At 70.9% G+C, this 23,093-nt stretch carries 20 protein-coding genes; 9 read left to right on the top strand and 11 right to left on the bottom strand.

Going from position 1 to position 23,093, the window contains the following annotated elements; all coding sequences use genetic code 11:
* Positions 1-72: 72 nt before the first annotated feature.
* On the bottom strand, positions 73-2,640 hold the full coding sequence (gene pepN, locus ACIBCT_RS31130; RefSeq protein ID WP_399194651.1) for an aminopeptidase N: 2,568 nt from the start codon (positions 2,638-2,640) through the stop codon (positions 73-75).
* A 220-nt stretch (positions 2,641-2,860) separates the two neighbouring features.
* On the opposite strand from pepN, the gene ACIBCT_RS31125 reads away from it, so the two are divergent.
* Complete coding sequence (locus ACIBCT_RS31125) at positions 2,861-3,478, top strand: disulfide bond formation protein DsbA (RefSeq protein WP_399194649.1); 618 nt, start codon at positions 2,861-2,863, stop codon at positions 3,476-3,478.
* 95 nt (positions 3,479-3,573) lie between these two features.
* Positions 3,574-4,983: an aldehyde dehydrogenase family protein gene (locus tag ACIBCT_RS31120; RefSeq protein WP_399194647.1), complete on the top strand. Its 1,410-nt coding sequence runs from the start codon at positions 3,574-3,576 to the stop codon at positions 4,981-4,983.
* Positions 4,984-5,087: 104 nt separating this feature from the next.
* On the opposite strand, the gene def is transcribed toward ACIBCT_RS31120, so the two are convergent.
* Positions 5,088-5,576 (bottom strand): peptide deformylase, encoded by a 489-nt coding sequence (def, locus tag ACIBCT_RS31115; protein ID WP_399194645.1) that lies wholly within the window; start codon positions 5,574-5,576, stop codon positions 5,088-5,090.
* A gap of 98 nt (positions 5,577-5,674) precedes the next feature.
* Here def and ACIBCT_RS31110 point away from each other — a divergent pair, with 98 nt between their 5' ends.
* Together ACIBCT_RS31110 and ACIBCT_RS31105 are read left to right on the top strand one after the other, a co-directional pair.
* Complete coding sequence (locus ACIBCT_RS31110; protein WP_399194643.1) at positions 5,675-6,142, top strand: ribose-5-phosphate isomerase; 468 nt, start codon at positions 5,675-5,677, stop codon at positions 6,140-6,142.
* Positions 6,143-6,188: 46 nt separating this feature from the next.
* Positions 6,189-7,018 (top strand): IS5 family transposase gene (locus ACIBCT_RS31105; protein WP_399194928.1). Its coding sequence is split into 2 segments (ribosomal slippage): positions 6,189-6,543 and positions 6,543-7,018, totalling 831 coding nucleotides; the frame shifts between segments, so codons are not numbered across the junction.
* A 103-nt stretch (positions 7,019-7,121) separates the two neighbouring features.
* On the opposite strand, the gene ACIBCT_RS31100 is transcribed toward ACIBCT_RS31105, so the two are convergent.
* Positions 7,122-7,346 (bottom strand): hypothetical protein, encoded by a 225-nt coding sequence (locus ACIBCT_RS31100; protein ID WP_399194641.1) that lies wholly within the window; start codon positions 7,344-7,346, stop codon positions 7,122-7,124.
* 61 nt (positions 7,347-7,407) lie between these two features.
* A complete protein-coding gene (locus ACIBCT_RS31095; RefSeq protein ID WP_399194639.1) occupies positions 7,408-8,631 on the bottom strand; it encodes a GNAT family N-acetyltransferase in 1,224 nt (407 codons plus the stop codon).
* A 118-nt stretch (positions 8,632-8,749) separates the two neighbouring features.
* On the opposite strand from ACIBCT_RS31095, the gene ACIBCT_RS31090 reads away from it, so the two are divergent.
* Positions 8,750-9,865 carry a PP2C family protein-serine/threonine phosphatase gene (locus tag ACIBCT_RS31090; protein ID WP_399194637.1) on the top strand — a complete coding sequence of 372 codons (1,116 nt, stop codon included), beginning with the start codon at positions 8,750-8,752 and terminating at the stop codon, positions 9,863-9,865.
* A gap of 114 nt (positions 9,866-9,979) precedes the next feature.
* Here ACIBCT_RS31090 and ACIBCT_RS31085 read toward each other — a convergent pair whose 3' ends face one another.
* The gene (locus tag ACIBCT_RS31085) at positions 9,980-10,585 is read right to left on the bottom strand and encodes a LuxR C-terminal-related transcriptional regulator (RefSeq protein WP_399194635.1); all 606 of its coding nucleotides are present in this window, start codon (positions 10,583-10,585) and stop codon (positions 9,980-9,982) included.
* Positions 10,586-10,797: 212 nt separating this feature from the next.
* Here ACIBCT_RS31085 and ACIBCT_RS31080 point away from each other — a divergent pair, with 212 nt between their 5' ends.
* The gene (locus ACIBCT_RS31080; RefSeq protein ID WP_399194633.1) at positions 10,798-12,105 is read left to right on the top strand and encodes a M50 family metallopeptidase; all 1,308 of its coding nucleotides are present in this window, start codon (positions 10,798-10,800) and stop codon (positions 12,103-12,105) included.
* Positions 12,106-12,109: 4 nt separating this feature from the next.
* Positions 12,110-12,631, top strand: a complete 522-nt coding sequence (locus ACIBCT_RS31075) for a MarR family winged helix-turn-helix transcriptional regulator (protein ID WP_399194631.1) — start codon at positions 12,110-12,112, stop codon at positions 12,629-12,631.
* 73 nt (positions 12,632-12,704) lie between these two features.
* On the opposite strand, the gene ACIBCT_RS31070 is transcribed toward ACIBCT_RS31075, so the two are convergent.
* Together ACIBCT_RS31070 and ACIBCT_RS31065 are read right to left on the bottom strand one after the other, a co-directional pair.
* Positions 12,705-13,211, bottom strand: coding sequence for a DinB family protein (locus ACIBCT_RS31070; protein WP_399194629.1), 507 nt, complete (start codon positions 13,209-13,211; stop codon positions 12,705-12,707).
* A 60-nt stretch (positions 13,212-13,271) separates the two neighbouring features.
* The gene (locus ACIBCT_RS31065; protein ID WP_399194627.1) at positions 13,272-13,691 is read right to left on the bottom strand and encodes a hypothetical protein; all 420 of its coding nucleotides are present in this window, start codon (positions 13,689-13,691) and stop codon (positions 13,272-13,274) included.
* On the opposite strand from ACIBCT_RS31065, the gene ACIBCT_RS31060 reads away from it, so the two are divergent.
* Positions 13,690-14,490, top strand: coding sequence for an isocitrate lyase/phosphoenolpyruvate mutase family protein (locus ACIBCT_RS31060; RefSeq protein ID WP_399194625.1), 801 nt, complete (start codon positions 13,690-13,692; stop codon positions 14,488-14,490). The two genes, ACIBCT_RS31065 and ACIBCT_RS31060, sit on opposite strands and share 2 nt — an antisense overlap.
* 71 nt (positions 14,491-14,561) lie before the next feature.
* On the opposite strand, the gene ACIBCT_RS31055 is transcribed toward ACIBCT_RS31060, so the two are convergent.
* Positions 14,562-15,590 carry a substrate-binding domain-containing protein gene (locus ACIBCT_RS31055; protein WP_399194623.1) on the bottom strand — a complete coding sequence of 343 codons (1,029 nt, stop codon included), beginning with the start codon at positions 15,588-15,590 and terminating at the stop codon, positions 14,562-14,564.
* 545 nt (positions 15,591-16,135) lie between these two features.
* Between ACIBCT_RS31055 and ACIBCT_RS31050 the strand changes: the two genes are divergently transcribed.
* Positions 16,136-17,938 (top strand): family 43 glycosylhydrolase, encoded by a 1,803-nt coding sequence (locus ACIBCT_RS31050; protein WP_399194621.1) that lies wholly within the window; start codon positions 16,136-16,138, stop codon positions 17,936-17,938.
* A gap of 514 nt (positions 17,939-18,452) precedes the next feature.
* Here ACIBCT_RS31050 and ACIBCT_RS31045 read toward each other — a convergent pair.
* The 3 genes from ACIBCT_RS31045 to ACIBCT_RS31035 form a co-directional block, all read right to left on the bottom strand.
* Positions 18,453-19,307 carry an SAM-dependent methyltransferase gene (locus ACIBCT_RS31045; protein ID WP_399194619.1) on the bottom strand — a complete coding sequence of 285 codons (855 nt, stop codon included), beginning with the start codon at positions 19,305-19,307 and terminating at the stop codon, positions 18,453-18,455.
* A gap of 1,186 nt (positions 19,308-20,493) precedes the next feature.
* Positions 20,494-21,189 carry a FadR/GntR family transcriptional regulator gene (locus ACIBCT_RS31040; protein ID WP_399194926.1) on the bottom strand — a complete coding sequence of 232 codons (696 nt, stop codon included), beginning with the start codon at positions 21,187-21,189 and terminating at the stop codon, positions 20,494-20,496.
* Between the two features lie 292 nt (positions 21,190-21,481).
* Positions 21,482-22,612 (bottom strand): RICIN domain-containing protein, encoded by a 1,131-nt coding sequence (locus tag ACIBCT_RS31035; RefSeq protein ID WP_399194617.1) that lies wholly within the window; start codon positions 22,610-22,612, stop codon positions 21,482-21,484.
* Positions 22,613-23,093: the final 481 nt, after the last annotated feature.

The following is a 23,093-nucleotide window of genomic DNA, read 5'->3' as shown; positions in this document are numbered from 1 at the left end:
GCCCGGGACCGGTCCGAGCCGGCCCCGGGCAGGTGCGCGGCCGGTCCGGGGCAGGCCCCCGGACCGGACGGGTCAGGCCTGCGAGGCGTCCCTGGCCCGGGCGCGCAGCGCGCGCCCGACACCGTCGGCGCCCTCCAGCAGCAGCCGCCGCAGGGCGTGCGGCGGCTCCTCGGCCGAGATGAAGTCCTGCGTCCTGGCGATCGTCTCCGGGGAGATCGACAGCGCCGGGTAGCAGCCGTTGGCGAAGTTCTGGGCGCTGTCGGAGGTCCAGGTCTTCCAGATCCTGCCGATCTCGGCGAAGTACCTCTCCCGGTACGGCTCCAGCAGCTCCGGGTGGTTGGGGTCCATGAACCCCATGACGGTCGACCGGAGCACGGCCCCGCTGAGCTTGCCCTCGGTGATCGCCGACCAGGCGGCCTCCTTGCCCTCGGGCGTCGGGATCGCGGCCCGGGAGAGCGCGGCCATGCGCTCACCGGTGGCGGTGGGGTCACGCCGCAGCTCCCGCGCGATGTCCTCCTCGCCGAGCAGCCCGCCCGAGACCAGGGCGCCGACCAGCGTCCAGCGCAGGTCGTCGTCGACGGTCAGCCCCTCCAGCGCGGTCTCGCCGTCCAGCAGCCCCCGCAGGAACGCCAGGTCCCCGTCCGAGGTGGCCCCGGCCGCCAGCGCGTTGAGGTAGGCGAGCTGCTGGTCGGAGCCGGGCTCGGCCGAGCCCACCAGGTCGCGCAGCGTGGAGGTCAGCAGCGCCATGCCCTCGGCGCGCCAGGCCGGGTCGGCGTACTGCTGGACGGCCAGGCGGGCCTGGCGGAGCACGGTCTGCATGACCGTGATGTCCGTGATCGACCTGATCCCCGAGACGACCAGGGCGAGGTAGTCGCGGGTGGACATCTCGGCGTCCCGGGTCATGTCCCAGGCGGCCGACCAGCACAGCGCGCGGGGCAGCGACTCGGTGAACGCGGTGATGCCGCCGTTCACCAGGGTCTGCAGCGAGCGCTCGTCCAGCCGGACCTTGGCGTAGGTCAGGTCGTCGTCGTTGATCAGGATCAGGTCCGGCTGGACCTCGCCGACCAGCTCGGCCACGGCCGTGCGCGCCCCGGACACGTCCAGCTCCACCCGCCGGACCCGGACCAGCTCACCGCCGGTGAGCGAGTACAGGCCGATGGCGACGCGGTGCGAGCGCAGCGTCGGGTGGTCGGCGGGCGCCTCCTGGAGCACGTCGAACTCCAGGAAGCGGCCCTCGGGGTCGGTGGTGAACGACGGGCGCAGCGTGTTGACCCAGGAGGTCTCCAGCCACTCCTTCGACCAGGAGGACAGGTCGCGCCCGGAGGTGCGCTCCAGCGCGCCCAGCAGGTCGGCGAGCGTGGTGTTGCCCCAGGCGTGCTCGTTGAAGTAGGCGCGGACCCCGGCCAGGAAGTTCTCCAGGCCCACGTAGGCGACGAGCTGCTTCAGGACCGAGGCGCCCTTGGCGTACGTGATCCCGTCGAAGTTGACCTCGACCGCGTGCATGTCGACGATGTCGGCCGCGATCGGGTGCGTGGAGGGCAGCTGGTCCTGGCGGTAGGCCCAGGACTTCTCGACGTTGGCGAAGGTCGTCCAGGCGCCCTGGCCCCACCGGGTGGCCTCGGCCTGGCAGAGCACCGAGGCGTAGGTGGCGAACGACTCGTTCAGCCACAGGTCGTCCCACCAGCGCATGGTGACCAGGTCGCCGAACCACATGTGCGCCATCTCGTGCAGGATCGTCTCGGCGCGGCGCTCGATCACCGCGTCGGTGACGCGCGAGCGGAAGATGTAGTTCTCCAGGAAGGTCACGCAGCCCGCGTTCTCCATCGCCCCGGCGTTGAACTCGGGGACGAAGAGCTGGTCGTACTTGCCGAACGGGTAGCGGACGCCGAAGATCCGGTGGAAGAAGTCGAAGCCCTGCCGGGTGACCTCGAAGATGTTCTCCGCGTCGAGGTGCTCGGCCAGGGAGGCCCGGCAGTACAGGCCCAGCGGGATGCCGTCGTGCTCGGAGGTCACCCGGTGGTACGGCCCGGCGCACAGCGCGGTGATGTAGGTCGACATCACCGGGGTCGGCGGGAAGTGCCAGCGCCTGGCCGCCTGGAGCGCCCCGTGCTTGCCCCGGTGCTCGGGCAGGTCCTCGGCCGCGTCCGGCGCCGCGTTGGAGATGACCTCCCAGCCCGACGGGGCCAGCACGGTCAGCTCGAAGGTGGCCTTGAGGTCGGGCTGGTCGAAGCACGCGTACATCCGGTGCGCGTCGGCCGTCTCGAACTGGCTGTGCAGGTAGACGCTCCGGTCGACCGGGTCGACGAAGCGGTGCAGGCCCTCGCCGGTGCGCGTGTAGGAGCAGTCGGCGTCCACGAGCAGCTCGTTGGTCTCGGCCAGCCCGGTCAGGGGCAGCCGTCCCGTCTCCGGGTCGTAACCGCTCACGTCCAGCTCGGTGCCGTTCAGCACCGCCCTGCGCACCTTGGCCCCCGCCAGGTCGATGAAGGTCCCCGCACCCGGGCGGGTGCTGGTGAAGCGGACCGTGGTGACGCTCTCGAAGCGCTCCTCACCCTCGGTCAGGTCGAGCTCCACCGCATAGGACTGCACGCTGAGCAGCCGTGCGCGCTCGCGCGCCTCGTCACGGGTCAGATTGCCTGCCACTACCGCTCCCTCTTCACAACATCCCCCGCTCCATTGCTAAGGGGTGACTGAATCCTGCCATGTAAGGCCGTGGAACGCCGCTTCGGATCAACCGGCCGACTGATACCCAAATTCGAGAATAAATCTGCTCGTCAAGGTATTAATCCCCGCACGGAATAGGGAACTCCGTCCTTCCGGTTGTGGCCATCGACAGAGCCTCACTATCAGGAAGTCGAAGAACATGACAGAGCGAACCCCGGTGGATCTCTGGTTCGACCCCTTCTGCCCCTGGGCGTGGATGACCTCGCGCTGGCTGCTGGAGGTGCAGAAGGTACGGCCCATCGAGCCGCGCTGGCACATCATGAGCCTCACCGTACTGAACGAGGACAAGGACGTCCCGGAGAGCTACCGCGCGCAGATCGCCGACGCCATGGGCCCGGTCCGCGTGGTGGCCGCCGTGCAGGCGAAGTACGACTCCGAGACGGTCGGACGCCTTTACACCGAGCTCGGTGTCCGTTTTCACGACCAGAACAGGAAGGGCGGTGACACCCTCCGCGAGACCGTCGAGGAGGCCCTGGAGGCCGCAGGGCTGGACCGCGACTTCGCCGACGCGATGGACTCCACCGAGTACGACCAGGTCGTGCGCGCCTCGCACGCCGACGGCATCGACCGGGTCGGCCAGGAGGTCGGCACCCCGGTGATCTCGGTCGAGGGCGTCTCCTTCTTCGGCCCGGTCATCTCGCCCGCGCCCAAGGGCGAGGAGGCGGGAAGGCTCTGGGACGGGGTGGTCCTGGTGGCCGGCACCGACGGGTTCTTCGAGCTCAAGCGCTCCAGGACGCGGTCCCCGATCTTCGGCTGATCCGCCGCGTCCCCTTCTCCCCGGTGCCCGCGAGGCCCGCCGCCCCACGGCGGCGGGCCTCGCGTTATGACGGCGCGCACGCCAGGATGAGGAACATGCGTCACCTTTATCTGAACGGGACCTGGCGGCCGTCCGCGTCGAACGAGGGCATCGACGTGATCAATCCCGCGACCGAGGAAACGCTCGACAGGGTGCCCGCCGGGTCGCCCGCCGACGTCGAGGCGGCCGTGACCGCCGCCCGCGCGGCCCTGCCCTCCTGGTCCGAGACGCCCCCGGCCGAGCGCGGCAGGATCCTCGCCGCGGCGGCGGAGCTGATCCGGGAACGCTCCGACCGGATCGCCAGGATCATCGCCACGGACATGGGCGCGCCGTACGGCGTGGCGACGAGGGTGCAGACGCTGATGCCGGCCGGGGTGCTGGCCTCCTACGCCCAGCTGGCCGAGACCTACGACTTCGAGGGCGGGCAGGTCGGCAACTCCCGCATCTTCAGGGAACCGGCCGGGGTGGTCGCCGCCATCACCCCGTGGAACTACCCCCTGCACCAGATCGTCTGCAAGGTGGGCGCCGCGCTCGCCGCGGGCTGCACGGTCGTGCTGAAGCCCAGTGAGGTGGCGCCGCTGGCCGCCTTCGCGTTCGCCGACATCCTCGACGAGGTCGGCCTGCCCGCGGGGGTGTTCAACATGATCAGCGGCCACGGCCCCGGGGTGGGCGAGGCGCTGGTCACCCATCCCGGCGTGGACATGGTGTCGTTCACCGGCTCCACCGCGGCCGGGAGGCGGGTCGCGGCGCTCGCCGCCGGGGCGATCAAACGGGTGGCGCTGGAGCTCGGCGGCAAGTCCGCCAGCGTGGTCCTGCCGGACGCCGACCTGGGCGCGGCGGTCAAGGTGACGGTGGCCAACGCCTTCCTCAACTCCGGCCAGACCTGCTCGGCCTGGACCCGCATGATCGTTCACCGTGACCGGTACGACGAGGCCGTCCGGCTCGCCGTCGAGGCCGCGCGGACGTACACCGTCGGGGACCCCTTCGACGAGGCGACCAGGCTCGGCCCGCTGGTGTCGGCCGCGCAGCGCGACAGGGTCGTCCGCTACATCAACCGGGGCCAGGAGGAGGGGGCCCGGCTGGTCACCGGAGGCGCCGACCGGCCCGCGGAGCGCGGCTTCTACGTCGAGCCCACGGTGTTCGCCGGGGTGGAGCCCGGGATGGTCGTCGAGCAGGAGGAGATCTTCGGCCCGGTCCTCGCGATCATCCCCTACACCCGGGGCGAGGACGAGGCGGTCGCCATCGCCAACGGCACGCCGTACGGCCTCGCCGGGGCGGTGTGGGCGGGCGACGAGCAGCGCGCGGTCGCGGTCGCCCGGCGGCTGCGGACCGGCCAGGTGGCGGTCAACGGCGGCAAGTTCAACCCCCGTGCCCCCTTCGGGGGGTACAAGCAGTCCGGTCTCGGCCGCGAGCTGGGCGAGTTCGGGCTGGAGGAGTACCTGGAGATCAAGGCCGTCCAGCTCTGAGGCGGTGGGCGCCCGCGTCCTCGCCGGCCGCCGCGCCCGCCGGGCCGGGAGCCGGCGGGGGACGGAGAACGGGGAACGGGGAACGGGGACGCGGGGGAGCGGGGTCAGGGAGCCTGGAGCAGGACCTTCCGCGCGGCGTCCCTGGCCAGCCGGTCCACGTACAGCCTGCCGTCCAGGTGGTCGGTCTCGTGCTGGAAGCAGCGTGCCAGCATCCCCCTGGCCCTGATCCGGATCGGCCGTCCCAGCCGGTCCAGGCCCCGCACGGTCACCCCGGCGGCCCGCGGCGTCCGGGCGTAGATCGGGGCGCGGGTCTCGCGGTCGGGCACCGACAGGCACCCCTCCTCGTCGAGGACCTCGGTGTCGTCGTCCACGACCAGCTCGGGGTTGATCATGTGCCCCTTGCGGCTGCTGCAGTCGTAGACGAAGAGCCGCTTCGACACGCCGATCTGCGGCCCGGCCAGGCCGACGCCCCGCGCGGCGTACATGATGTCGAACATCTCGTCGATCATGCGGCGCAGGTCGCGGTCGAAGTCGGCGACCGGCTCGGCGGGGGTGCGCAGGACGGGGTCGCCGACCACTCGGATGTCACGCATGTGGGGGCTCTCTCTTGTAAGGGGCGGGCAAGGTCAGTGACCGTTACTCTAGCCGGGGCCGGGTGGAGCCGTCCCCGCGTACCTGCGAAACTGGCCCGGTGCGTGTCTACATCGGTGCCGACCATGCCGGCTATGAGCTCAAGAACCACGTCGTCTCCTGGCTGAAGGAACACGGCCACGAGGTGACGGACTGCGGTCCCTTCGTCTACGACGCGGAGGACGACTACCCGCCGTTCGTGCTGCGCGCGGCCGAGGGGGTCGTGAACGACCCCGGCAGCCTGGGCGTCGTGATCGGAGGCTCGGGCAACGGCGAGCAGATCGCGGCCAACAAGGTACGCGGCGTCCGCGCCGCCCTGGCCTGGAGCGAGGAGACTGCCAGGCTCTCCCGCGAGCACAACGACGCCAACGTGATCAGCCTGGGCGCGCGGATGCACACGCCGCAGGAGGCCGCGAGGTTCGTCGAGATCTTCCTCGGCACCCCCTACTCCGGTGCCGAGCGGCACGGCCGCAGGATCGCGCAGCTCGCCTCCTACGAGACCGACGGGCTGCTGCCGCCGCTGCCCTAGGGCGTGTCGTCAAAGTGGTTGGGAATCGTGCAGCATGTAAGACGTGGTGCGACGCTATGAGCTGACGGACGCCGAGTGGCAGGCGCTGGAGCCGTTGCTGCCGGCCTCGCGGATGGGGCGGCCCAGGGCCGATGACCGGCGGATTCTCAACGGCATCGTGTGGAAGTTCCGGGCCGGGGTGGCCTGGCGGGATGTGCCCGAGCGTTATGGGCCGTGGGCATCGCTGCACACCCGCTTTCGCCGCTGGGCCGCCGACGGGACCTTCACTGCGATGCTGCAGGCGGCTCAGGCCCGGGCCGATGCCGCCGGCGACATCGACTGGCTGGTCGCGGTGGACTCCACCATCGTGCGCGCCCATCAGCATGCCGCCGGGGCGCGAAAAGGGGGCACACGACGGCGGCGCTCGGACGCTCCCGGGGCGGCCTGACCTCCAAGATTCACCTGGCCTGTGACGGGCGAGGCCGCCCGCTCGCGCTGCTGGTGACCGGCGGCAACATCAACGACTGCACCCGCTTGATGCAGCTGGTGCAGGCCATCCGGGTGCCGCGCCTGGGCGCAGGGCGGCCCAGAGTGCGGCCCGATCACCTCATCGGCGACAAGGGCTACAGCTCCAAGGCGATCCGGGCCTGGCTGCGGCGGCGCGGTATCGCCCATACCATTCCCGAGCGCGCCGATCAGATCCGCAACCGCACCCGGCGCGGCCGCCGGGGCGGGCGGCCGCCGGTCTTCGACAAGCACATCTACAAGCGCCGCAACGTCGTGGAGCGCTGCTTCAACCGGCTCAAGCAGTGGCGCGGCATCGCCACCCGTTATGAAAAGACCGCCGAGTCCTACCAGGCCGCAGTCACCCTCGCGTCACTGCTGATGTGGCTATGAAACTTTGACGACACGCCCTAGGCGCCCGGCACCCCGCCCCCGCATCCCGCGGGGTCCCGCATCCCGGTGTCCCGCTCCACCGTCCGGTCCCCGGCCGGGCGGGTCAGCGGTGGCGGTGCGCGGACTCCCCGCGCGGCGGCTCCCGGCGCGCGGTCTCCCCGCGTACGGGCTCCCTGCGCGCCGGCTCGCGGCGGGCGGGCTCCTTACGGGGCGTCTCGTCGCGCAGAGGGCGGCGGTCCGCGCTCTCCTGCTGCTCGCGCGTCGGGCGCGACACGTCGCGCGCCCGCATCGCGGTGATCGTGTTGATCTGCAAGCTCTGCAGTGCCATGCCGCCACCATAACCCGCCCCGTTCCGGCCGTACCGGACATCCGGGTTCCGGAGACGATGCTCAGAAGATCAGGCCGCTCCAGGGGGCGGGCTCCCACGACATCGCGACGGACAGCTCGCGCAGCGCCCCCGGACGCGACTCGCGCGCTAGCCCCGCCGCCCGCAGCGCCTCCAGCGGGCGTCCGCCCAGGTAGGCCGCGCCCAGCGCGGAGACGGGCAGCGTCACGTCGGCCGGGTCGGCGCTGGGCTCGCAGCGGGCGTCCGAGGTGCCGGCCGTCAGCCGCCAGCGGCCCGCGTTCCACGGGCACGTCGCGTCCTCGACCTCGATCACCACGTCCACCGGCGCGCTGTAGCGGCGCGCGGGCAGGGCGCGGCCGACGTGCACGAGGCGGAACCACAGCTCGTCGGCCCAGCGCGCGCGCAGCGCGCGGGGGTCGGCCAGCAGGTGGATCAGCGGGTCGTCCCCGGGCCGGACCGCGGTGACGTGCGAGACCAGGTCACGGTCGAGGACGTGACGCCACAGCAGCGCGTAGGCAGCCGGATCCAGGGCGAACAGGTCCCGCAGGCGCAGCTCGCCGTCGGGGACGTCGTGCTCGTCCCAGCTCGCCTTCATCCGGAACAGCGCGTACCCGCGCGGTCCCTCGTCGTCCTCGGCGACCACGGCGCGCAACGCCCCCTCCCCCCGGTCGGAGTCCTCGTCGCTCAGCACCGCGTCCCAGCGCGCGGGGGTGCGGGCGTACAGCCCCGGGCGGCGGTCCAGCACGGCCGCGTGAATCTTCTCGAAGACGTCCCTGGCGTCCGCGGGCCGGACGACGCGCAGCCGCAGCGCGGGATCGGCCGGGGCGTGCCGGGTGAAGACCGCGCCCGCGGTCGGGATCCGGACGCTCAGGCCGTCGGCGGCCCTGCCGTAGCCGTACCGTCCGTAGATCACGGCCTCGGAGGCGTGCAGCGCGGCCACGGCCTCGCCGCCCTCGTGCAGGTCGGAGAGCTGACGGGTCATCAGCGCGGACAGCACGCCCCTGCGGCGGTGCGAGGGCAGCACCCCGACCGCGGTGACGCCGCCGACCGGGATCGGCCCGCCGGGCACGGCCATGGTGAGGCTGCACACCGCGGTGACGCCCACCAGCAGGTCACCGTCGAAGGCGCCGAGCGAGCGGCCGAACTCGGTGTTGCGCCGGTACAGCTCCGCGCGGTGCGGCGGTATCGCGTTGCCGAACGCCTCCTCGTCCAGGGCGATCCAGTCGGGCCACTCGGTCTCGGCGACCGGACGCAGGCTCAGGCTCATCCCTCGGATGGTAGAGAGGACAAACGGTTCCGGCCATCTAATATCCATGCTTAATGATCAAGGCGTTGGTCAAGTGGACTGCCCAAAGGGGGGAGGGCCGGATACAGTCAGGCGCATCATGAGTTCCCGTCCGGTGCCGCTGCTCCCTCCGGCGCTCCGCGCGTTCCTGGTCCGGATCCCGCTGCTCGTTCCCCTCGTGCGCCTGCTGCGCAGGGGCCCGCTGGCGCGCGACCGCAACCTGCTCATCACCCTGACGCTGCTGACCCTGCTGATCGGCGGGCTGGCCGCCAGGGTCTCCATGGAGTGGTTCTCCCCGGCGCTCATGATCCCGGTCACGCTCGTGGCGGGGCTCCAGCTCCGCCTGAACAGCCTCGCCAAGCTGCTCTGCGCGGTCGCCGCCGCCCTCGTCTACGTGGCCGTCGTACGAGGGGTCGGGCACATCGGCCCCGGCCTGCTGGTCACCTTCGGCTTCACCGCCGTGCTGGCCGCGCTGATGGCCCGTACCCGCGGAAAGCTCGGCGTGCAGGGCCTGCGCGGCGACGCGATGCTGCTGGAGTTGCGCGACCGCCTGAAAAGCCAGGGGGACCTGCCTCAGCTGCCCAAGGACTGGGGCTCCAAGGTGGTGCTCAAGCAGGCCGGAGGCTCCTCCTTCGGCGGCGACTTCCTGGTCTCCATCCGCGAGGGCGACACGCTCGACCTCGCCTTGGTCGACGTGTCGGGCAAGGGCGTCGACGCCGGCACGCGGGCGCTGATGCTCTCGGGCACCTTCGGCGGCCTGCTCGGCTCGGTCGACGACTTCCTGCCCGCCTGCAACGCCTACCTGCACCGCCAGCGCGAGGCCGAGGGCTTCGTCACCGCGGTCCACCTGCGGCTGAACCTGGCCACGGGCGAGTACGTCATCACCTCGGCCGGCCACCCCCCGGTGGTCAAGTTCGAGTCCGGCACGGGGACGTGGAAGGTCTCCACGGCCAAGGGCGTCGTCCTGGGCGTCGTGCCCGACCTGCACTGCGAGACCGACCGGGGGATGCTCCGCAAGGGCGACGCCCTGATGCTCTACACCGACGGCCTGATCGAGCAGCCCGGCCGCGACATCGACGCCGGCCTGGACCGCCTGCTGGGAGAGGCCGAGCGCCTGGTGCCCACCGGTTTCCGCGACGGCGCCCGCAACCTGGTGGCCTCCATGTCGGCGGGCCACAACGACGACTGCGCCCTCATCCTCATCTGGCGCCCCTGACCCGTACGGGCCGCCTTACGGATCACCGTCCGGGCCGCCCCTCCGGGAGACCCCGGGACCTCGCCCCTCCGGGAGACCCCGGGACCTCGCCCTCCGGGAGACCCCGGGGCGGCGTCAGAGCCATCCGGACTCGCCGGCGATGCGCGCGGCGTCGAGACGGTCGCGCGCCTGGGTCTTGCAGATGATCCTGGACAGGTGGTTTCGGACCGTTCCCACGGAGAGGAAGAGCGCCTCGGCGATCTCGTTCGACGTCGCGCCCCGGGCGACCAGCCGGAGCACGTCCAGCTCGCGGGGGGTCAGGGGGTTCTCCGCAGATCTCAGGGCCGCCACCGCGAGCTCGGAGTCGACCGCGCGGCGGCCGGACGCGACCAGGCGGATGCCTCCGGCGAGCTGCTCCGGGCCCACCCGCAGGCTCATGAACCCGAGCGCGTGGGCGGCGAAGGCCCGCCGCACCTGGCCCGGGCTGGGGTCGTGCGACAGCAGCAGCACCCCGCAGCCGGGAGCCTCCTCGTGCAGCCGCCGCGCGACGTCGAGACCGTCGGCCGGTGGCAGGCCGAGATCGACGACGGCCACCTCGGGGGAGTGCCGCAGCACGGCCGCGAGCACCTCCTCACCGGTGGCCACGTCGGCCACCACCTTCATGTCGGCCTCGCCCTCCAGGGACGCCACCAGTCCACGCCGGACCAGAGGCAGGTGTTCGGCGACCACGATCCCGATCAAGACGCTCCTTCCTCACCTCGACACCATCCTCATCTCACCTTGCCAAAGAGTGATCGTGCGATCGCTCATTGTCAATGATCTCCCTGCCGTCGGTAAAGGGAGCGACGTATCCGCCGGGGAACACCGCGGTGGCGGGGGAGCGTGCGGGACGGATACTTCGGCTAACCTCTTATGGGGCGTTGTCGGGGAAACCGCGATGGGAGTATGAACCTGTGAGCTGGCTCTCCGTGGTCGGGGTCGTCGTCTTCCTCGTGGGACTGATGGTGTCGATCGGGCTGCACGAGATCGGCCACCTGGTGCCGGCCAAGCTGTTCGGCGTCAGGGTCACGCAGTACATGGTCGGCTTCGGCCCGACCATGTGGTCACGGCGCCGCGGCGAGACGGAGTACGGCATCAAGTGGCTCCCGCTCGGCGGCTACATCCGGATGATCGGAATGCTGCCGCCCCGGCCCACCGACGCCCCCGGCAAGGTGCGCTCGGTCTCCACCGGTCCCTGGCAGGGCCTGATCGAGAACGCGCGCGACGTGGCCCTGGAGGACGTGCGGCCGGGCGACGAGGACCGGGTCTTCTACCGCAAGCCCTGGTGGCAGAAGGTCATCATCATGTCCGGCGGCCCGGCGATGAACTTCGTGCTGGCGTTCATCCTGTTCGGCGTGGTGCTCATGGGATTCGGCGTCCCCACGCAGAAGACCGAGATCGCCTCGATCCCGCAGTGCGTCAAGTCCGCCGCCGACTACGCCAAGAACCCGAAGTGCACCGCGGCCGACCGGCAGAGCCCGGCCAGCGTCGCCGGGCTGAGGCCCGGGGACGTCATCGTCTCGGTGGCGGGCAGGCCCGCCGCGAGCTGGGAGGCCGCCACCCGCGCCATCCGCGACCACGGGGCCGGGCCGATCGCGATCGGCATCAGGCGCGCCGGTCAGGACCTGACCGTCAACGCCTCCCTGATCGCCCAGGACCGCGAGTCCCTGGACGAGCCGGGCAAGATCGAGAAGGGCGTCGGGTACCTCGGCGTCAGCCCGAAGATCGTCATCGAGCGGCAGGACCTCGGTGCCGTCGCCGCGCACATGGGGGACCTCACCTCCGCCACCGCCGCGTCCCTGATGAGGTTCCCCGAGAAGATGGTCGGCGTCTGGCACGCCGCCTTCTCCGGTGACGAACGCGACCGCAACGGCCCGATCGGCGTGATCGGCGTGAGCCGCATCGGAGGTGAGATCGCCGCCGCGGCCATCCCGCTGGAGAACAAGGTCGTCGTCTTCATCAACCTGCTGGCGGGCTTCAACCTGGCGATCGGCATGTTCAACCTGATCCCGCTGCTCCCGCTGGACGGCGGCCACATCGCCGGCGGCCTCTGGGAGGGGCTCAAGCGCGCCTTCGCCCGCGTCACCCGCCGCCCCGCCCCCGGGCACGTCGACATCGCCAAGGCCCTTCCGCTCACGTACGCCATCGCCTTCCTGATGGTCATCATGGCGGGCCTGCTGATGTACGCGGACCTGGTCAACCCCGTCCGCCTGTCCGGCTGATCCGGTGAACGACGGCACGCCCGGAGCGCTGGTCGACGTGGCGCTGTTCCGGCTCCGCCGGATCTGGTCGCGCCCGCTGCGCGCGCGCAGGGCCGCGGAGTCGCAGCGGCCGGTGCACATGTCGAACGTGATGGTCGTGCACGCCGTGCACAAGCTGAGCCTGGACGTGCCCGAGGTGACCGTGGGCGCGGTCGCCGAGCAGCTGGACGTCGACCCCTCCACCGCCAGCAGGCTGGTCAACGACGCGATCGGCGCCGGGTTCGTGGAGCGCGAGGAGTCGGCCGTGGACGCCAGGCGGGCCCGGCTGGTGCTGAGCGAGCGGGGCCTGCGCGTGCTGGAGGCGGTCGTCCGCCACCGGCGCGCCTACCTGAACGACCTGATGTCCGACTGGGAGGAGTCCGACCGCGAGGTCTTCGCCCGGCTGCTCGCCCGGTTCGCCGAGGCGGCCGTCGCCCGCCCGGCGAACCTCGCCGGCCTGGACCGGGTGATCACCGCGGTGCTGGCGGAGATGCCCGCCCCGCGCTGAACCGCCCCCCGCGGGCCGGTCGCCCACGGCGGCCGTGGCGGCCCGCCCGGCCGGTCTCCACGGGCATGGGACCCTACTCCCCGGCCACCCCGTCGATCCGCTGGCGGATGATGTCGGCGTGGCCGTTGTGCCGGGCGTACTCCTCGATCATGTGGATGAGGATCCAGCGCAGCGAGACGTCCTTGTCGCGGCGCTGCGTCTTGCCGATCGTGTCCAGGGGGAGGGTGATCGACACCTCGCGCGCGTGGGCGATCTCGGCACGCCAGCGGGCGAACGCCTCCTCGGCGCTGGTCGTCTCCAGGTTGTCGAAGTCGCCGTCGGGGTCGTCGTCGGTGTAGTAGTACGGGCCGACCCCCTCGCCGTTGAGGACGTTACGGAACCAGTTCCGCTCGACCTCGGCCATGTGCCGGACCAGGCCCAGCAGGGAGAGCGAGGACGGCTCGGCGGAACGCAGGCGGAGCTGCTCGTCGGAGAGCCCGGCGCACTTCACCTCCAGGGTCTCCCGGTGCCACTCCAGCCAGGAGTGGAGCATGGAGCGCTCGTCGGCGATGAAGGGGGGATCAATACGTTTGTCGGTCATGAGGCAATCCTGTCGTCACGCATGACCACTGTCATACTGTTTTGCTCATGACCGGGTGCTTCACGGCGCGTCCGGTCGCGGTGCGGTGGCCGAGAGGATCAGCTCGACCAGGCTCCGCGCCCGGCGGGCGGGGCCCTGCGGGCCGAGCGACTGGCCCGACGCGTGCAGGCCCTCGAAGACCAGCGTGAGGTGGTCGGCCACCTCGCCGGGGTCGTCGACCCCGAGCCGGCCGGTCAGCTCGCCCATGGTCTCGTGGAACCAGGACTTCGCCGCGACCGCGCTGCGATGGGCGGGCAGGTCGGCGTCGGGGAACTCGGCCAGCGCCATCAGCATCGGGCAGCCGCGGTACTGCTCGGAGCTCACCTGGGTGAAGACCGCGTCGAAGATCGCCAGGATCTGGTCGCGCGGGTCGGGGCCCGCCGTCTCCGCACACCACCGCAAGCCCGCCTTTCTCACCACCGTGTATGTGAAGGACGACATGAGCGACACGATCGGTACGACCACGACCGCCACCCCCTCCACCCAGGCCGCCCTGCTCCGCTCGCTGCACGTGACCGGCGATCCGCTGGTGCTGCCCAACGTCTGGGACGCGGCCTCGGCCCGGATGGTCGAGGCGGCCGGTCTCCCGGCCGTGGCCACGAGCAGCGCCGCCACCGCGGCGGTTCTCGGCTACGAGGACGGCGAGGCGACACCCGTACGGGAGGTGCTGGCCGCGACCGAGCGGATCGTCCGGGTGGTGAGCCTGCCGGTGACGGTGGACTTCGAGCGCGGATACGGGCTGGCACCGGCCGAGCTGGTCGAACGGTTCGCCGCGACCGGGGCCGCCGGGCTGAACCTGGAGGACTCCGACCCGTCCACCGGGCAGATGATCGACATCGGTGAGCAGGCGGACTTCCTGGCCGCGGTGCGTGAGGCCGCCACGTCGCAGGGCGTGGACCTGGTCGTCAACGCCCGCACGGACTCGTTCCTGCGTCAGGCCGGGTCACCGCAGGAGCGGCTCGCCGCGACCCTCGAGCGCGGTGCCCGCTACCTGGCGGCCGGCGCGGACTGTGTCTATCCGATCGCCGCCGGCGCTCCCGACGTGGTCCGGGCGCTCACCGACGGCGTGTCCGGGCCGGTCAACGTCGGGTACGGCGGGAAGCTGTCGCTGGCCGAGCTCGCCGCGCTCGGCGTCGCGCGGGTGAGCTTCGGGCCGTCGCTGCAGCGGCACCTGTACGCCAAGGCCGGGTCGGCGCTGTTCGCGGCCGTCGCCTCCGGCGAGAACCCGTTCACGCTCTGACACGGTGACACGGTGACACGCGGCACTCTCCCGGACGGCGGCACCGGGAGCGGCTCGTCGCGCTCACGGCGTCAGCGGGCGGGGCGGCCGGTGCTGGCCCGGAACACCATCTTGGGATTCACCGTCGCCGACGTGCGGAAGTGCGCGCGGGCCCGCCCGTTGAGCGGTCGCTCGATGCGTCGCAGCAGCATGCGCAGGGCCTGCGTGCCGACCTCCGCGAAGTTCTGCCGCACGGTGGTCAGCGGGGGCCAGGTGTAGGAGGACTCCGGCAGGTCGTCGAAGCCGACCACGCTGACGTCCTCGGGCACGCGGCGGCCGGCCTCGCGCAGGGCGCGCAGGAGACCGATGGCCATCGAGTCGTTGGCCGCGAACACCGCGGTGACGTCGTGGTCACGGGCGAGACGCCTGCCGAGCTGGTAACCGGAACGCGCCGTCCAGTCGCCCGTCAGGGGAGGGCGCACCTCACGGCCCGCGTCCTCCAGCGCCTGCCGCCAGCCGGCCAGGCGTTCGGTGGCGTCGATCCACGACGACGGCCCGGCGATGTGCCACACGGTACGGTGGCCCAGGCCGAGCAGGTGCCGGGTCGCGCGCGCGGCGCCCCGCCGCTGGTCGACCGCGGTCATGGGCACCCGCCCTCCGAGGCCTCCTCCGGCGTCGACGACCGGGAAGTCGGCCGGCATCGGCTCCAGGTCCGGGCGGTGGAGCGGGGCTATGACGATCACACCGTCGGCCATCTGCTCACGGAGGGCGTCGATACCGGTCGCGACCGCGGCCGCCGAGTGGGCGGGCGCGTTGTGGACGTTGACCATGAGCTGGGCCGCCCGCGCCGCGCGCTCGATGCCGTGCCGGATGGAGGTGGGCCCGTACAGGGCGGAATCGACGCCGACCACGCCGATGACTCCCGGATGACGCCACCTCAGCAGGTCCGCGGACAGGTGCGGCCGGGAGCCGGTGTCGCCCGTCACCATCACGTGGGCCGGCGCCTGCCGCGACCCGTCGTCGGAGGAGGGGGCGGTGGGGCGGCGCGACGGGGAGGCGGATGTCGATCCGGCGCAGGTGCCGATGTTGCGCACACGTATCCGCGGTCGGTCCGAAGTCATGGCAGGAGTGTTGGGGGTAGCTAAGTTACTGTCAAGAGAAGTTATCGATCGGTGAGACGGGCCTCCGGAAACGGCAGGCCGGACATGATCACCGCGTTTCCGCCGGTGGACGGAGCGGCCCGGCACCGTCCGGGTGGACGTGCCATGACGTGCGCCGGTCGCACGGGGCCGTCCTTGAAACTTTCACCGGCCGGACGTTAACGTACTGTGAAACGCCCTGGTGGCACCTGTCCGGCGGACGCGGGCGGGGACGGCGGTTGACACGCCGGCGGCACGTTCGATGTACTCCGCCACACACGCGTTTCCCGATGGTCCGGTGACGGAGGCCGGGCGTTGAATGTTAACGCTAACAAAGCCGTGTGCCCGATCGGCCGCACGACGTCCTCCCGGTCGCCCGCCCGAAGGGAGAGGTCTCATGACGACGGCCGCCCCGGCGGACGGTCCCGCCGGTCCGGATCGACTCCCCTGCCGACCGCCGACAGGTCCGGGCGCCGACGCGGTCGCGCCTGGGCTCCCCACGCTCCCGCAAGGAAAGAGGCACGCCCGTGAAACCGGCACTCCGCCTGCTGACACTCGTGGTCCTGCTGCTGGCCACGACCCTCGTACCGGCATCGGCCCGGGCCGACAACCCCATCGTCCAGCACATCTACACCGCGGACCCCGCGCCCCTGGTGCACAACGGCCGGGTCTACCTCTACACCGGTCACGACGAGGACGGCTCGACGTACTTCACCATGAAGGACTGGCGCGTGTGGTCCTCCGAGGACATGGTGAACTGGACCGACCACGGCTCCCCGATGAGCGTCTCCACCTTCGGCTGGGCCGGCGCGGACGCCTGGGCCGGACAGGCCATCCACCGCAACGGCAAGTTCTACTGGTACGTCCCGGTGAAGGAGCGCGCCACCGGAGCCATGGCGATCGGGGTGGCGGTCTCCGACAGCCCCACCGGCCCGTTCACCGACGCCATCGGGCGCCCGCTGGTCAAGAACGGTGAGATCGACCCGAGCGTGTTCATCGACGACGACGGTCAGGCCTACCTGTACTGGGGCAACCCGCGCCTCGCGTACGTCCGGCTGAACGCCGACATGATCTCGTACTCGGGCGGGATCACCTACGTCCCGCTCACCCCCGCGGGGTTCGGGACCCGCACCGGGAACGCGAGCCGTCCGACGCTCTACGAGGAGGGCCCCTGGATCTACAAGCGCAACGGCCTGTACTACAACGTGTTCGCCGCGGAGTGCTGCGGTGAGTTCATCGCCTACTCCACCGCGCCCAGCGTCACCGGCCCCTGGACGTACCGCGGAACGATCATGCCCAGGCAGGGCGGCAGCTTCACCAACCACGCCGGAGTGATCGACTTCAAGGGCGGTTCGTACTTCTTCTACCACAACGGCGCGCTCCCGGGCGGGGGCGGCTTCACCCGCTCGGTCGCGGTGGAGAAGTTCACCTACAACGGCAACGGCACGATCCCGACCATCGACATGACCGCGGCGGGCGCGCCCCAGATCGGCACGCTGAACCCGTACGTCCGCCAGGAGGCGGAGACGATCGCCTGGGGGAGCGGAATCGAGACCGAGCCCACCGGCGAGGGCGGGATGAACGTCGGGTTCATCGAGAACGGCGACTGGATCAAGGTGAAGGGCGTGGCGTTCGGTGGCGGCGCGTCCTCGTACTCGGCCCGCGTCGCGTCGGGGACCAGCGGCGGACGCATCGAGCTGCGCCTGGGCGGTGCCACCGGCACCCTCGTCGGGACCTGCACCGTCCCCGGCACCGGTGGCTGGCAGACCTGGTCGACCGTCACCTGCCCGGTGAGCGGCGCGACCGGCACCCACGACCTCTACCTGCGTTTCACCGGTGGCAGCGGTTACCTGATGAACCTGAACTGGTGGCAGTTCACCCCGGCCGGCACCGGCGGGAACCTGCTGACGAACGGCACCCTGGAGAGCGGCACCACCGGCTGGACCGCCTTCGGCGGCACGGTGGCCTCCAGCGGTACCGCCCACGGCGGGTCGCAGTCGCTGGCCAGCACCGGCCGCACCGCCTCGTGGAACGGCCCCAGCCAGGACGTCACCGGCAAACTGACCAACGGCAAGAGCTACACGACAAGCGTGTGGGTCCGCTCCCAGTCCGGCACCCCCGACGTGCGGGCGACCCTGGCGGTCACGGCCGGCGGCACGACGAGCTACGTCGCGCTGACCCCGGCCGCCACGGCGAACACGGGCGGCTGGACCCAGCTGACCGGAACGGCGACCGTGTCCTGGACCGGGACCCTGACCGGTGCGAGGTTCTACGTCGAGACCGCCTCGGGAACCGACTCCTTCCTCATGGACGACGTCTCCTTCCAGTAGCCGCTCCTTCCAGTAGCCGATCCTTCCGGTGGCCGCGAACCTCCGGTGGTGGTGAACGTGCGGTGGCCGTGAACCCCCTGTGGCTCTGAAGTTCCGGTGGCGATGAGCCCTCGGTGGCCGTGAGCCTTCGATGGCGGCGAGCCTTCGGTGGCCGTGAGCCTTCGGTGGACCTGAGGCTTCGGTGGACACGAGCCGGGCCGGTGGGGCCTTCTCCTTCGTGAGACCGCTCCGCCGGGCGCCACAGGGGGTTTCACGCCTTCGGACGCCCCGGCCCTTCGGGACGGGCCCTGGCCACCGGTTCCGCCCGTGGTGCCGGGGCCCTGGGCGCGGCTCCGGGGCCCTCGGACCGCACGGCCGCCGCCGACGGAGAGGACAGCGCAGGCCCGGGGTGCCGCCGACTTCGGCGGCACCCCGGGCGTCATGTTGTTAGCGTTAACATAATCGTGGCCGTGAACGGGGTGAAAAATCGTCCGCGGGTGGTCCGGTGCGGTTCGAGACGCCGAGGTGCGGGCCTCTACGGCTTGACGGCCAGCCCGCCGTACGCCCAGGCGTGGCCGCCTCCGGGAATGGCCTCCCGGTACTCGTCCTCGGCGGGACGCCACTCGACCACCTCGACGAGTCCGGGGTCCACCATCGTCCAGTTCCGGAAGAATCCTTCGATCTCCGCGTGAGTGCGCGGGACCATGGGCGCCGTGCCCTTGTCGTAGGGCTTGGTGAATTCGTCGCTGTCCACCTGGGGCGCGAAGTCGAGCGTTATGTGGGAAAGCAGCAGATGGCTTCCGGGCGGTACGGCCGCCTTGTATCGCTCGATCAATCCGGCGGGTCCGTCATCGTCGGTGATGAAGTGCAGAACACCGGCCATGATGAGCGCGACCGGCCGGTCGAAATCGATGACCTCATTGACCTGCGGGTCCGCCAGAATCCGGTCGGGATCCCGGATGTCGGCCTCGATCACCGTCGTCATTCCCTCTTCGCTGCTCGTCAGGAGCGCCCGCCCATGAGCCAGGACGATGGGATCATTGTCGACATAGGCCACGCGGGACGCGGGATTCACGCCTTGAGCGATCTCGTGGGTGTTCCCCTGGGTGGGAATGCCGGTGCCGATGTCCAGGAACTGCGTGGTCCCGGTCTCCTCGGCGAGATACCGGACGACGCGCCGAAGAAACGCCCGATGGGCGCGTACGCCCTCGCGTGTGCCGGGTGAGACCCTGACGAGCTGTTCCGCCGCCTCGCGATCGGCGGCGAAGTGGTCCTTGCCACCCAGCAGGTAATCGTAAATGCGTGCCGGATGGGGAATCGTCGGGTCGATCCGCGCGCCCGGCGGCCGATCGGTCGCCTGCGCACTCAGACCATTCGTGGTATCGGTCATCGGTACTCCAGAGGATGGGCCTCCACCGACACGATCGGCGATGGAGACGTAACGTTCGTTCACTGTAGCCCGTCACGCCATGATCCGTCGTGCAGAGATCACGTCCCGATTCTCCGTCCGGCGCCGGGCGGCCGATGAGCCGTGCGGCGGATGAATGCGGCCCGACCTGGGGAATTCCTTCATGGCGCCGATGGGAATCCGCTGGGGAATCCGCCCGGAGGACACGGTCGCCGACAAGGTCCATGCCGTACGCGTCCCTGCCTGAGGACGCATGATTTTTCATGACGCAAGAAAAGCGATTTCCCACTTGACGGGCGAATTCATGACGTCCGAGTGGCCGTTGACCACCGGTCCCATCGGTCCGTCCATGGCGGACGCCGCCGCTTTTCGAGGCCGCCGAGAGGCCGCCGAGAGGCCGCGGGCGCCCGTTCCCGCGGCGATGGGCTCCCGCGGCGGGACGCGCGGCGGCCGAAGGCCCGCTCATCGCTCCCGGCGCGAGGGCCGGGGATGGAGCGGTGAACCGCCCCCGTTCGATGCCGGGCAGGGGTACCGCCGTCACCGGCGAACGTGAGAGCAGAGGTCGCGGGCCCCGTTGCCGGGCTCGCGGGAGGCGCCGAGGGTGGGGCGGCCCTCCGGGATCGCTGAAACTTTCATCCCGACGCATCCCCTGCAATCCCACTCTTACCAGCCGAGCGACAGGGGATTGATCGGACACATTCTCCGTTCGTTCCCGCAGGACATGCCGGTCAGGCAGGGCGACGGACCCGTGGACCCCCGTCCGGCGAGGTGTGCCGGGCCGCCCCGGCCGATGTCCATCGGAAGCGACGATCAATACGGCCGGAATTTCGCTCGGCTTGACATGGCCTTGGAATGGTTTCCAAACTGTCCCTGGCGGCCGTTCCTCCCGGTCTGGTGGAGTCGGCGAGGAGACGTCGCCTTCGCCGTCGGCGGCGCATTGGTGGGAAGAACCGTCATGCGATGACATTTTTTGTGATCGTACGGCGAAAAAGAAAAATGCGCCGTCGACGGTGAACGAACGCTGTCCCGGTCACTCGCCGACGACACGGATCACATGTGCGACGTGACCGTGGGCCGCGTGTGTTCAACAGGGTGGATCACGGTTCCTGCTTCGGCGAGTGCGGCCGCACCCCGCTCGCCGAAGCAGGGACGAGAACGACCACGAGGGTCACTGGACCGGCGAGAAGATGCGCTGCTGGATCTCCTTGCGGTAGTCCTCCAGCGTGTTGTCTATGTGCACCGCCGCCGCCTGGGCCGCGGCCTCCGCGTCACCCATGCGTATCGCCCGGTGAATGGCCTCGTGCTCCTCGACGGCCTTGGCCCCGTGCCCGCCGATGGAACCGCGTAGCCCGATGATGGTGGACTGGGCCTGAAGCCTGCGGGCCTCCCGTACCGCCGCCTGCAGGAACATGTTGTGCGAGGCGACGGCGATCGCGGTGTGGAAGGCGTCGTCGCCTTCGTTGAAAATGTCCTCGCGTCCGATCTCGAACCCGTGACGGCAGCGCCCGGCGGCCTTTTCTATGTCGCCCAGTTCCACGGGCGTGGCACGGCGCGCGGCCAGCCGGCTCGTCTCCATCTCCTGGGTACGGCGGAACTCGAAGAGCATGTAGACGTGATCGAGGTCCGTGGGCAGGAAGGAAGAGGCCCAGTGACCGCTTCCGAGCATTCCCTCATCCGCGGCCACATAGAGGCCACGGCCTTTCTGAGCACGTACGCGGCCCAGTGCCGAGAGTATTTTCACCGCCTCGCGCACGACCGTCCGGCTGGTTCCCAGTTGGCGGGCCAGCTCATTCTCGGTGGGCATCCGATCACCGGGCTGCAGGCCCATTTGAGTGATCAGCTCCAGCACTCGCTCCGCGGCCACTTCGTACCCTGGCCGATAGCCCGTTGCGCGCGGAGTTTCACTCGCGCCGTCTGTTTCCTCTGCCACGTGTCCAAGAGTACGACCTGGCGCAGCGCGTAGCGGCGCGCATTCGCTCCGCCGTACCCGTCCGGCCGGGCGGGGCGACGTGAAAATGTTCTTCCCCGGTCGGCGGGGACGAGGTGATCAACGGCGGTCCGTCCCCGCCGGGAGCGTCGGGGACAGGGTGATCAACGACGGTCCCTCCCGCCGGGAGCGTCGGGGCTCCCGGCGAGGGCGTTCACGGATTTTCGTGTCAGGCGCGGGCCCATTTCTGGTTGGTGCCGCCGTGGCAGGTCCAAATCTGGATCTTGCTGCCGTTGGCGGTGCCGTAGGCGGAGACGTCCAGGCACTTGTCGGCGCCGAGGGCCGTGATGGTGCCGTCGGCGTTCAGGCGCCACTTCTGGTTGTTCTGGCCGTTGCAGTCCCAGATGTTGACCGCGGTGCCGTCGGCGGTGCCCCCTGCGTTGACGTCCAGGCACTTGCCGCCGTACACCCGAAGCTCACCGGCGGAGGTGGAGGCCCACTGCTGGTTGGCCTGGCCGTTGCAGTCCCAGAGCTGCGTGGCGGCGCCGTTGGCCTGGGAGGCGTTCGCCACGTCCAGGCAGCGGCCGGAGGCCACGCCGCGGATCGGGCCCGCGGGGGAGGACGGGGTCGGGCTGGGGGTGGCGCCGGGCCGGCCGATGCTGCCGGGAACGGCCTGGAGCGCCGCGTACCAGGCGGCGGCCATCTTGTCGTAGCCACCGGCGGTGGGGTGGATGCCGTCGATCAGGTCGGACGTGGTCAGCTTGGAGTGCATGTCGACCAGGTGGACGCGCTTGCCGCTGTTGACCTTGGCCTGCACGATGCCGGGGACGGCCGCGTTGAAGGTACGGGCGGCGGCCGCCTGACCGGCGTTGGACAGCGGGATGACGGTGGCGACGAACACGTCCGCGTCAGGCACGGTCGCCGTGATGCGGTCGATCAGGGTGGACAGCCGCTGGGGCGCACCGGCCACGTTGTAGTTCTGCAGGATGTCGTTGGTGCCGATGTGCAGCAGCACCGTGCGCGGGTTGTAGGTCCGTGCCCAGCCGGTGATGTTCGCGTCGATCTGGTCGATGCGCCAGCCGGGGTGCCCCTGGTGGTCGTGGTCGCCCAGCGAGCCCGGCCCGTTGAACTGCGAACCGACGAAGTCGACGGTGTACCGGCCGGCGGCGAGACGCTGCCACAGGCCGATGCGGTACCCGCCCGGCACCTGGGTGCCCTCGGTGATCGAGTCACCCAGCGGCATGACGCGCACCCCGCCGTTGGACTCCGCGCCGGCGGACGTCGCCGTCACCCCCACCGTCAGGACGAGGATCGTCACGGCTCCCAGCGCCGCGGAGACCAACCGTTTCCAATTAAGCATGCCCAACCTTCTTCGGGAACTGAGAGCAACGGCTTACGACCGGCGCGGTGAGCCAGGAGACGCTGAAAGTCTTTCGTCGGTCCCGGCCGCGGTCGGCGGATCCGCCTGCCGGGAAGGCATTCCACCTCAATTAATGGGATGAGAGGGTGTTAGCGTTAACATCTACGGGGTGGGCGTCTTCCGGAAGAACATCGGCGATGAGGTGGAGTAAACACAGGGAAGACGGAGGGCGTCAAGAGTGCGAAGCATCGTGGAAATCCGATGCGGCAGGCGGTGTCCGGGGAGCAGGAGCTTCGAGGGCCCCTCACCTGGCGGGACGTACCGGTGTGATGAAAGTTTCACCCGTCGGCCTTCGTCGTCGCCTTCGCTGCCCCCCGCCGGGGGGGGGGGGGGGGGGGGGGGGGGGGGGGGGGGGGGGGGGGGGGGGGGGGGGGGGGGGGCGCCCCCCGCCGCGGCCGGCGGGGGGGGCGGGCGGCCGCGG

It is taken from the genome of Streptosporangium sp. NPDC050855 (assembly GCF_044456585.1).
In the GTDB taxonomy this organism is placed as follows: Bacteria; Actinomycetota; Actinomycetes; order Streptosporangiales; family Streptosporangiaceae; genus Streptosporangium; species Streptosporangium longisporum.
Note: the sequence above shows the minus strand (reverse complement) of the source record. Positions and strands in the feature narration are given on the sequence as shown.

What these genes read in the sequence shown, in the direction of transcription:
- ACIBCT_RS31125 (WP_399194649.1), top strand. Translation starts at nt 2,861, where the DNA reads ATGACAGAGCGAACCCCGGTGGATCTCTGGTTCGACCCCTTCTGCCCC.
- ACIBCT_RS31120 (WP_399194647.1), top strand. Translation starts at nt 3,574, where the DNA reads ATGCGTCACCTTTATCTGAACGGGACCTGGCGGCCGTCCGCGTCGAAC.
- def (WP_399194645.1), bottom strand. Translation starts at nt 5,576, where the DNA reads ATGCGTGACATCCGAGTGGTCGGCGACCCCGTCCTGCGCACCCCCGCC.
- ACIBCT_RS31100 (WP_399194641.1), bottom strand. Translation starts at nt 7,346, where the DNA reads ATGGCACTGCAGAGCTTGCAGATCAACACGATCACCGCGATGCGGGCG.
- ACIBCT_RS31095 (WP_399194639.1), bottom strand. Translation starts at nt 8,631, where the DNA reads ATGAGCCTGAGCCTGCGTCCGGTCGCCGAGACCGAGTGGCCCGACTGG.
- ACIBCT_RS31090 (WP_399194637.1), top strand. Translation starts at nt 8,750, where the DNA reads ATGAGTTCCCGTCCGGTGCCGCTGCTCCCTCCGGCGCTCCGCGCGTTC.
- ACIBCT_RS31070 (WP_399194629.1), bottom strand. Translation starts at nt 13,211, where the DNA reads ATGACCGACAAACGTATTGATCCCCCCTTCATCGCCGACGAGCGCTCC.
- ACIBCT_RS31060 (WP_399194625.1), top strand. Translation starts at nt 13,690, where the DNA reads ATGAGCGACACGATCGGTACGACCACGACCGCCACCCCCTCCACCCAG.
- ACIBCT_RS31065 (WP_399194627.1), bottom strand. Translation starts at nt 13,691, where the DNA reads ATGTCGTCCTTCACATACACGGTGGTGAGAAAGGCGGGCTTGCGGTGG.
- ACIBCT_RS31055 (WP_399194623.1), bottom strand. Translation starts at nt 15,590, where the DNA reads ATGACTTCGGACCGACCGCGGATACGTGTGCGCAACATCGGCACCTGC.
- ACIBCT_RS31045 (WP_399194619.1), bottom strand. Translation starts at nt 19,307, where the DNA reads ATGACCGATACCACGAATGGTCTGAGTGCGCAGGCGACCGATCGGCCG.
- ACIBCT_RS31035 (WP_399194617.1), bottom strand. Translation starts at nt 22,612, where the DNA reads ATGCTTAATTGGAAACGGTTGGTCTCCGCGGCGCTGGGAGCCGTGACG.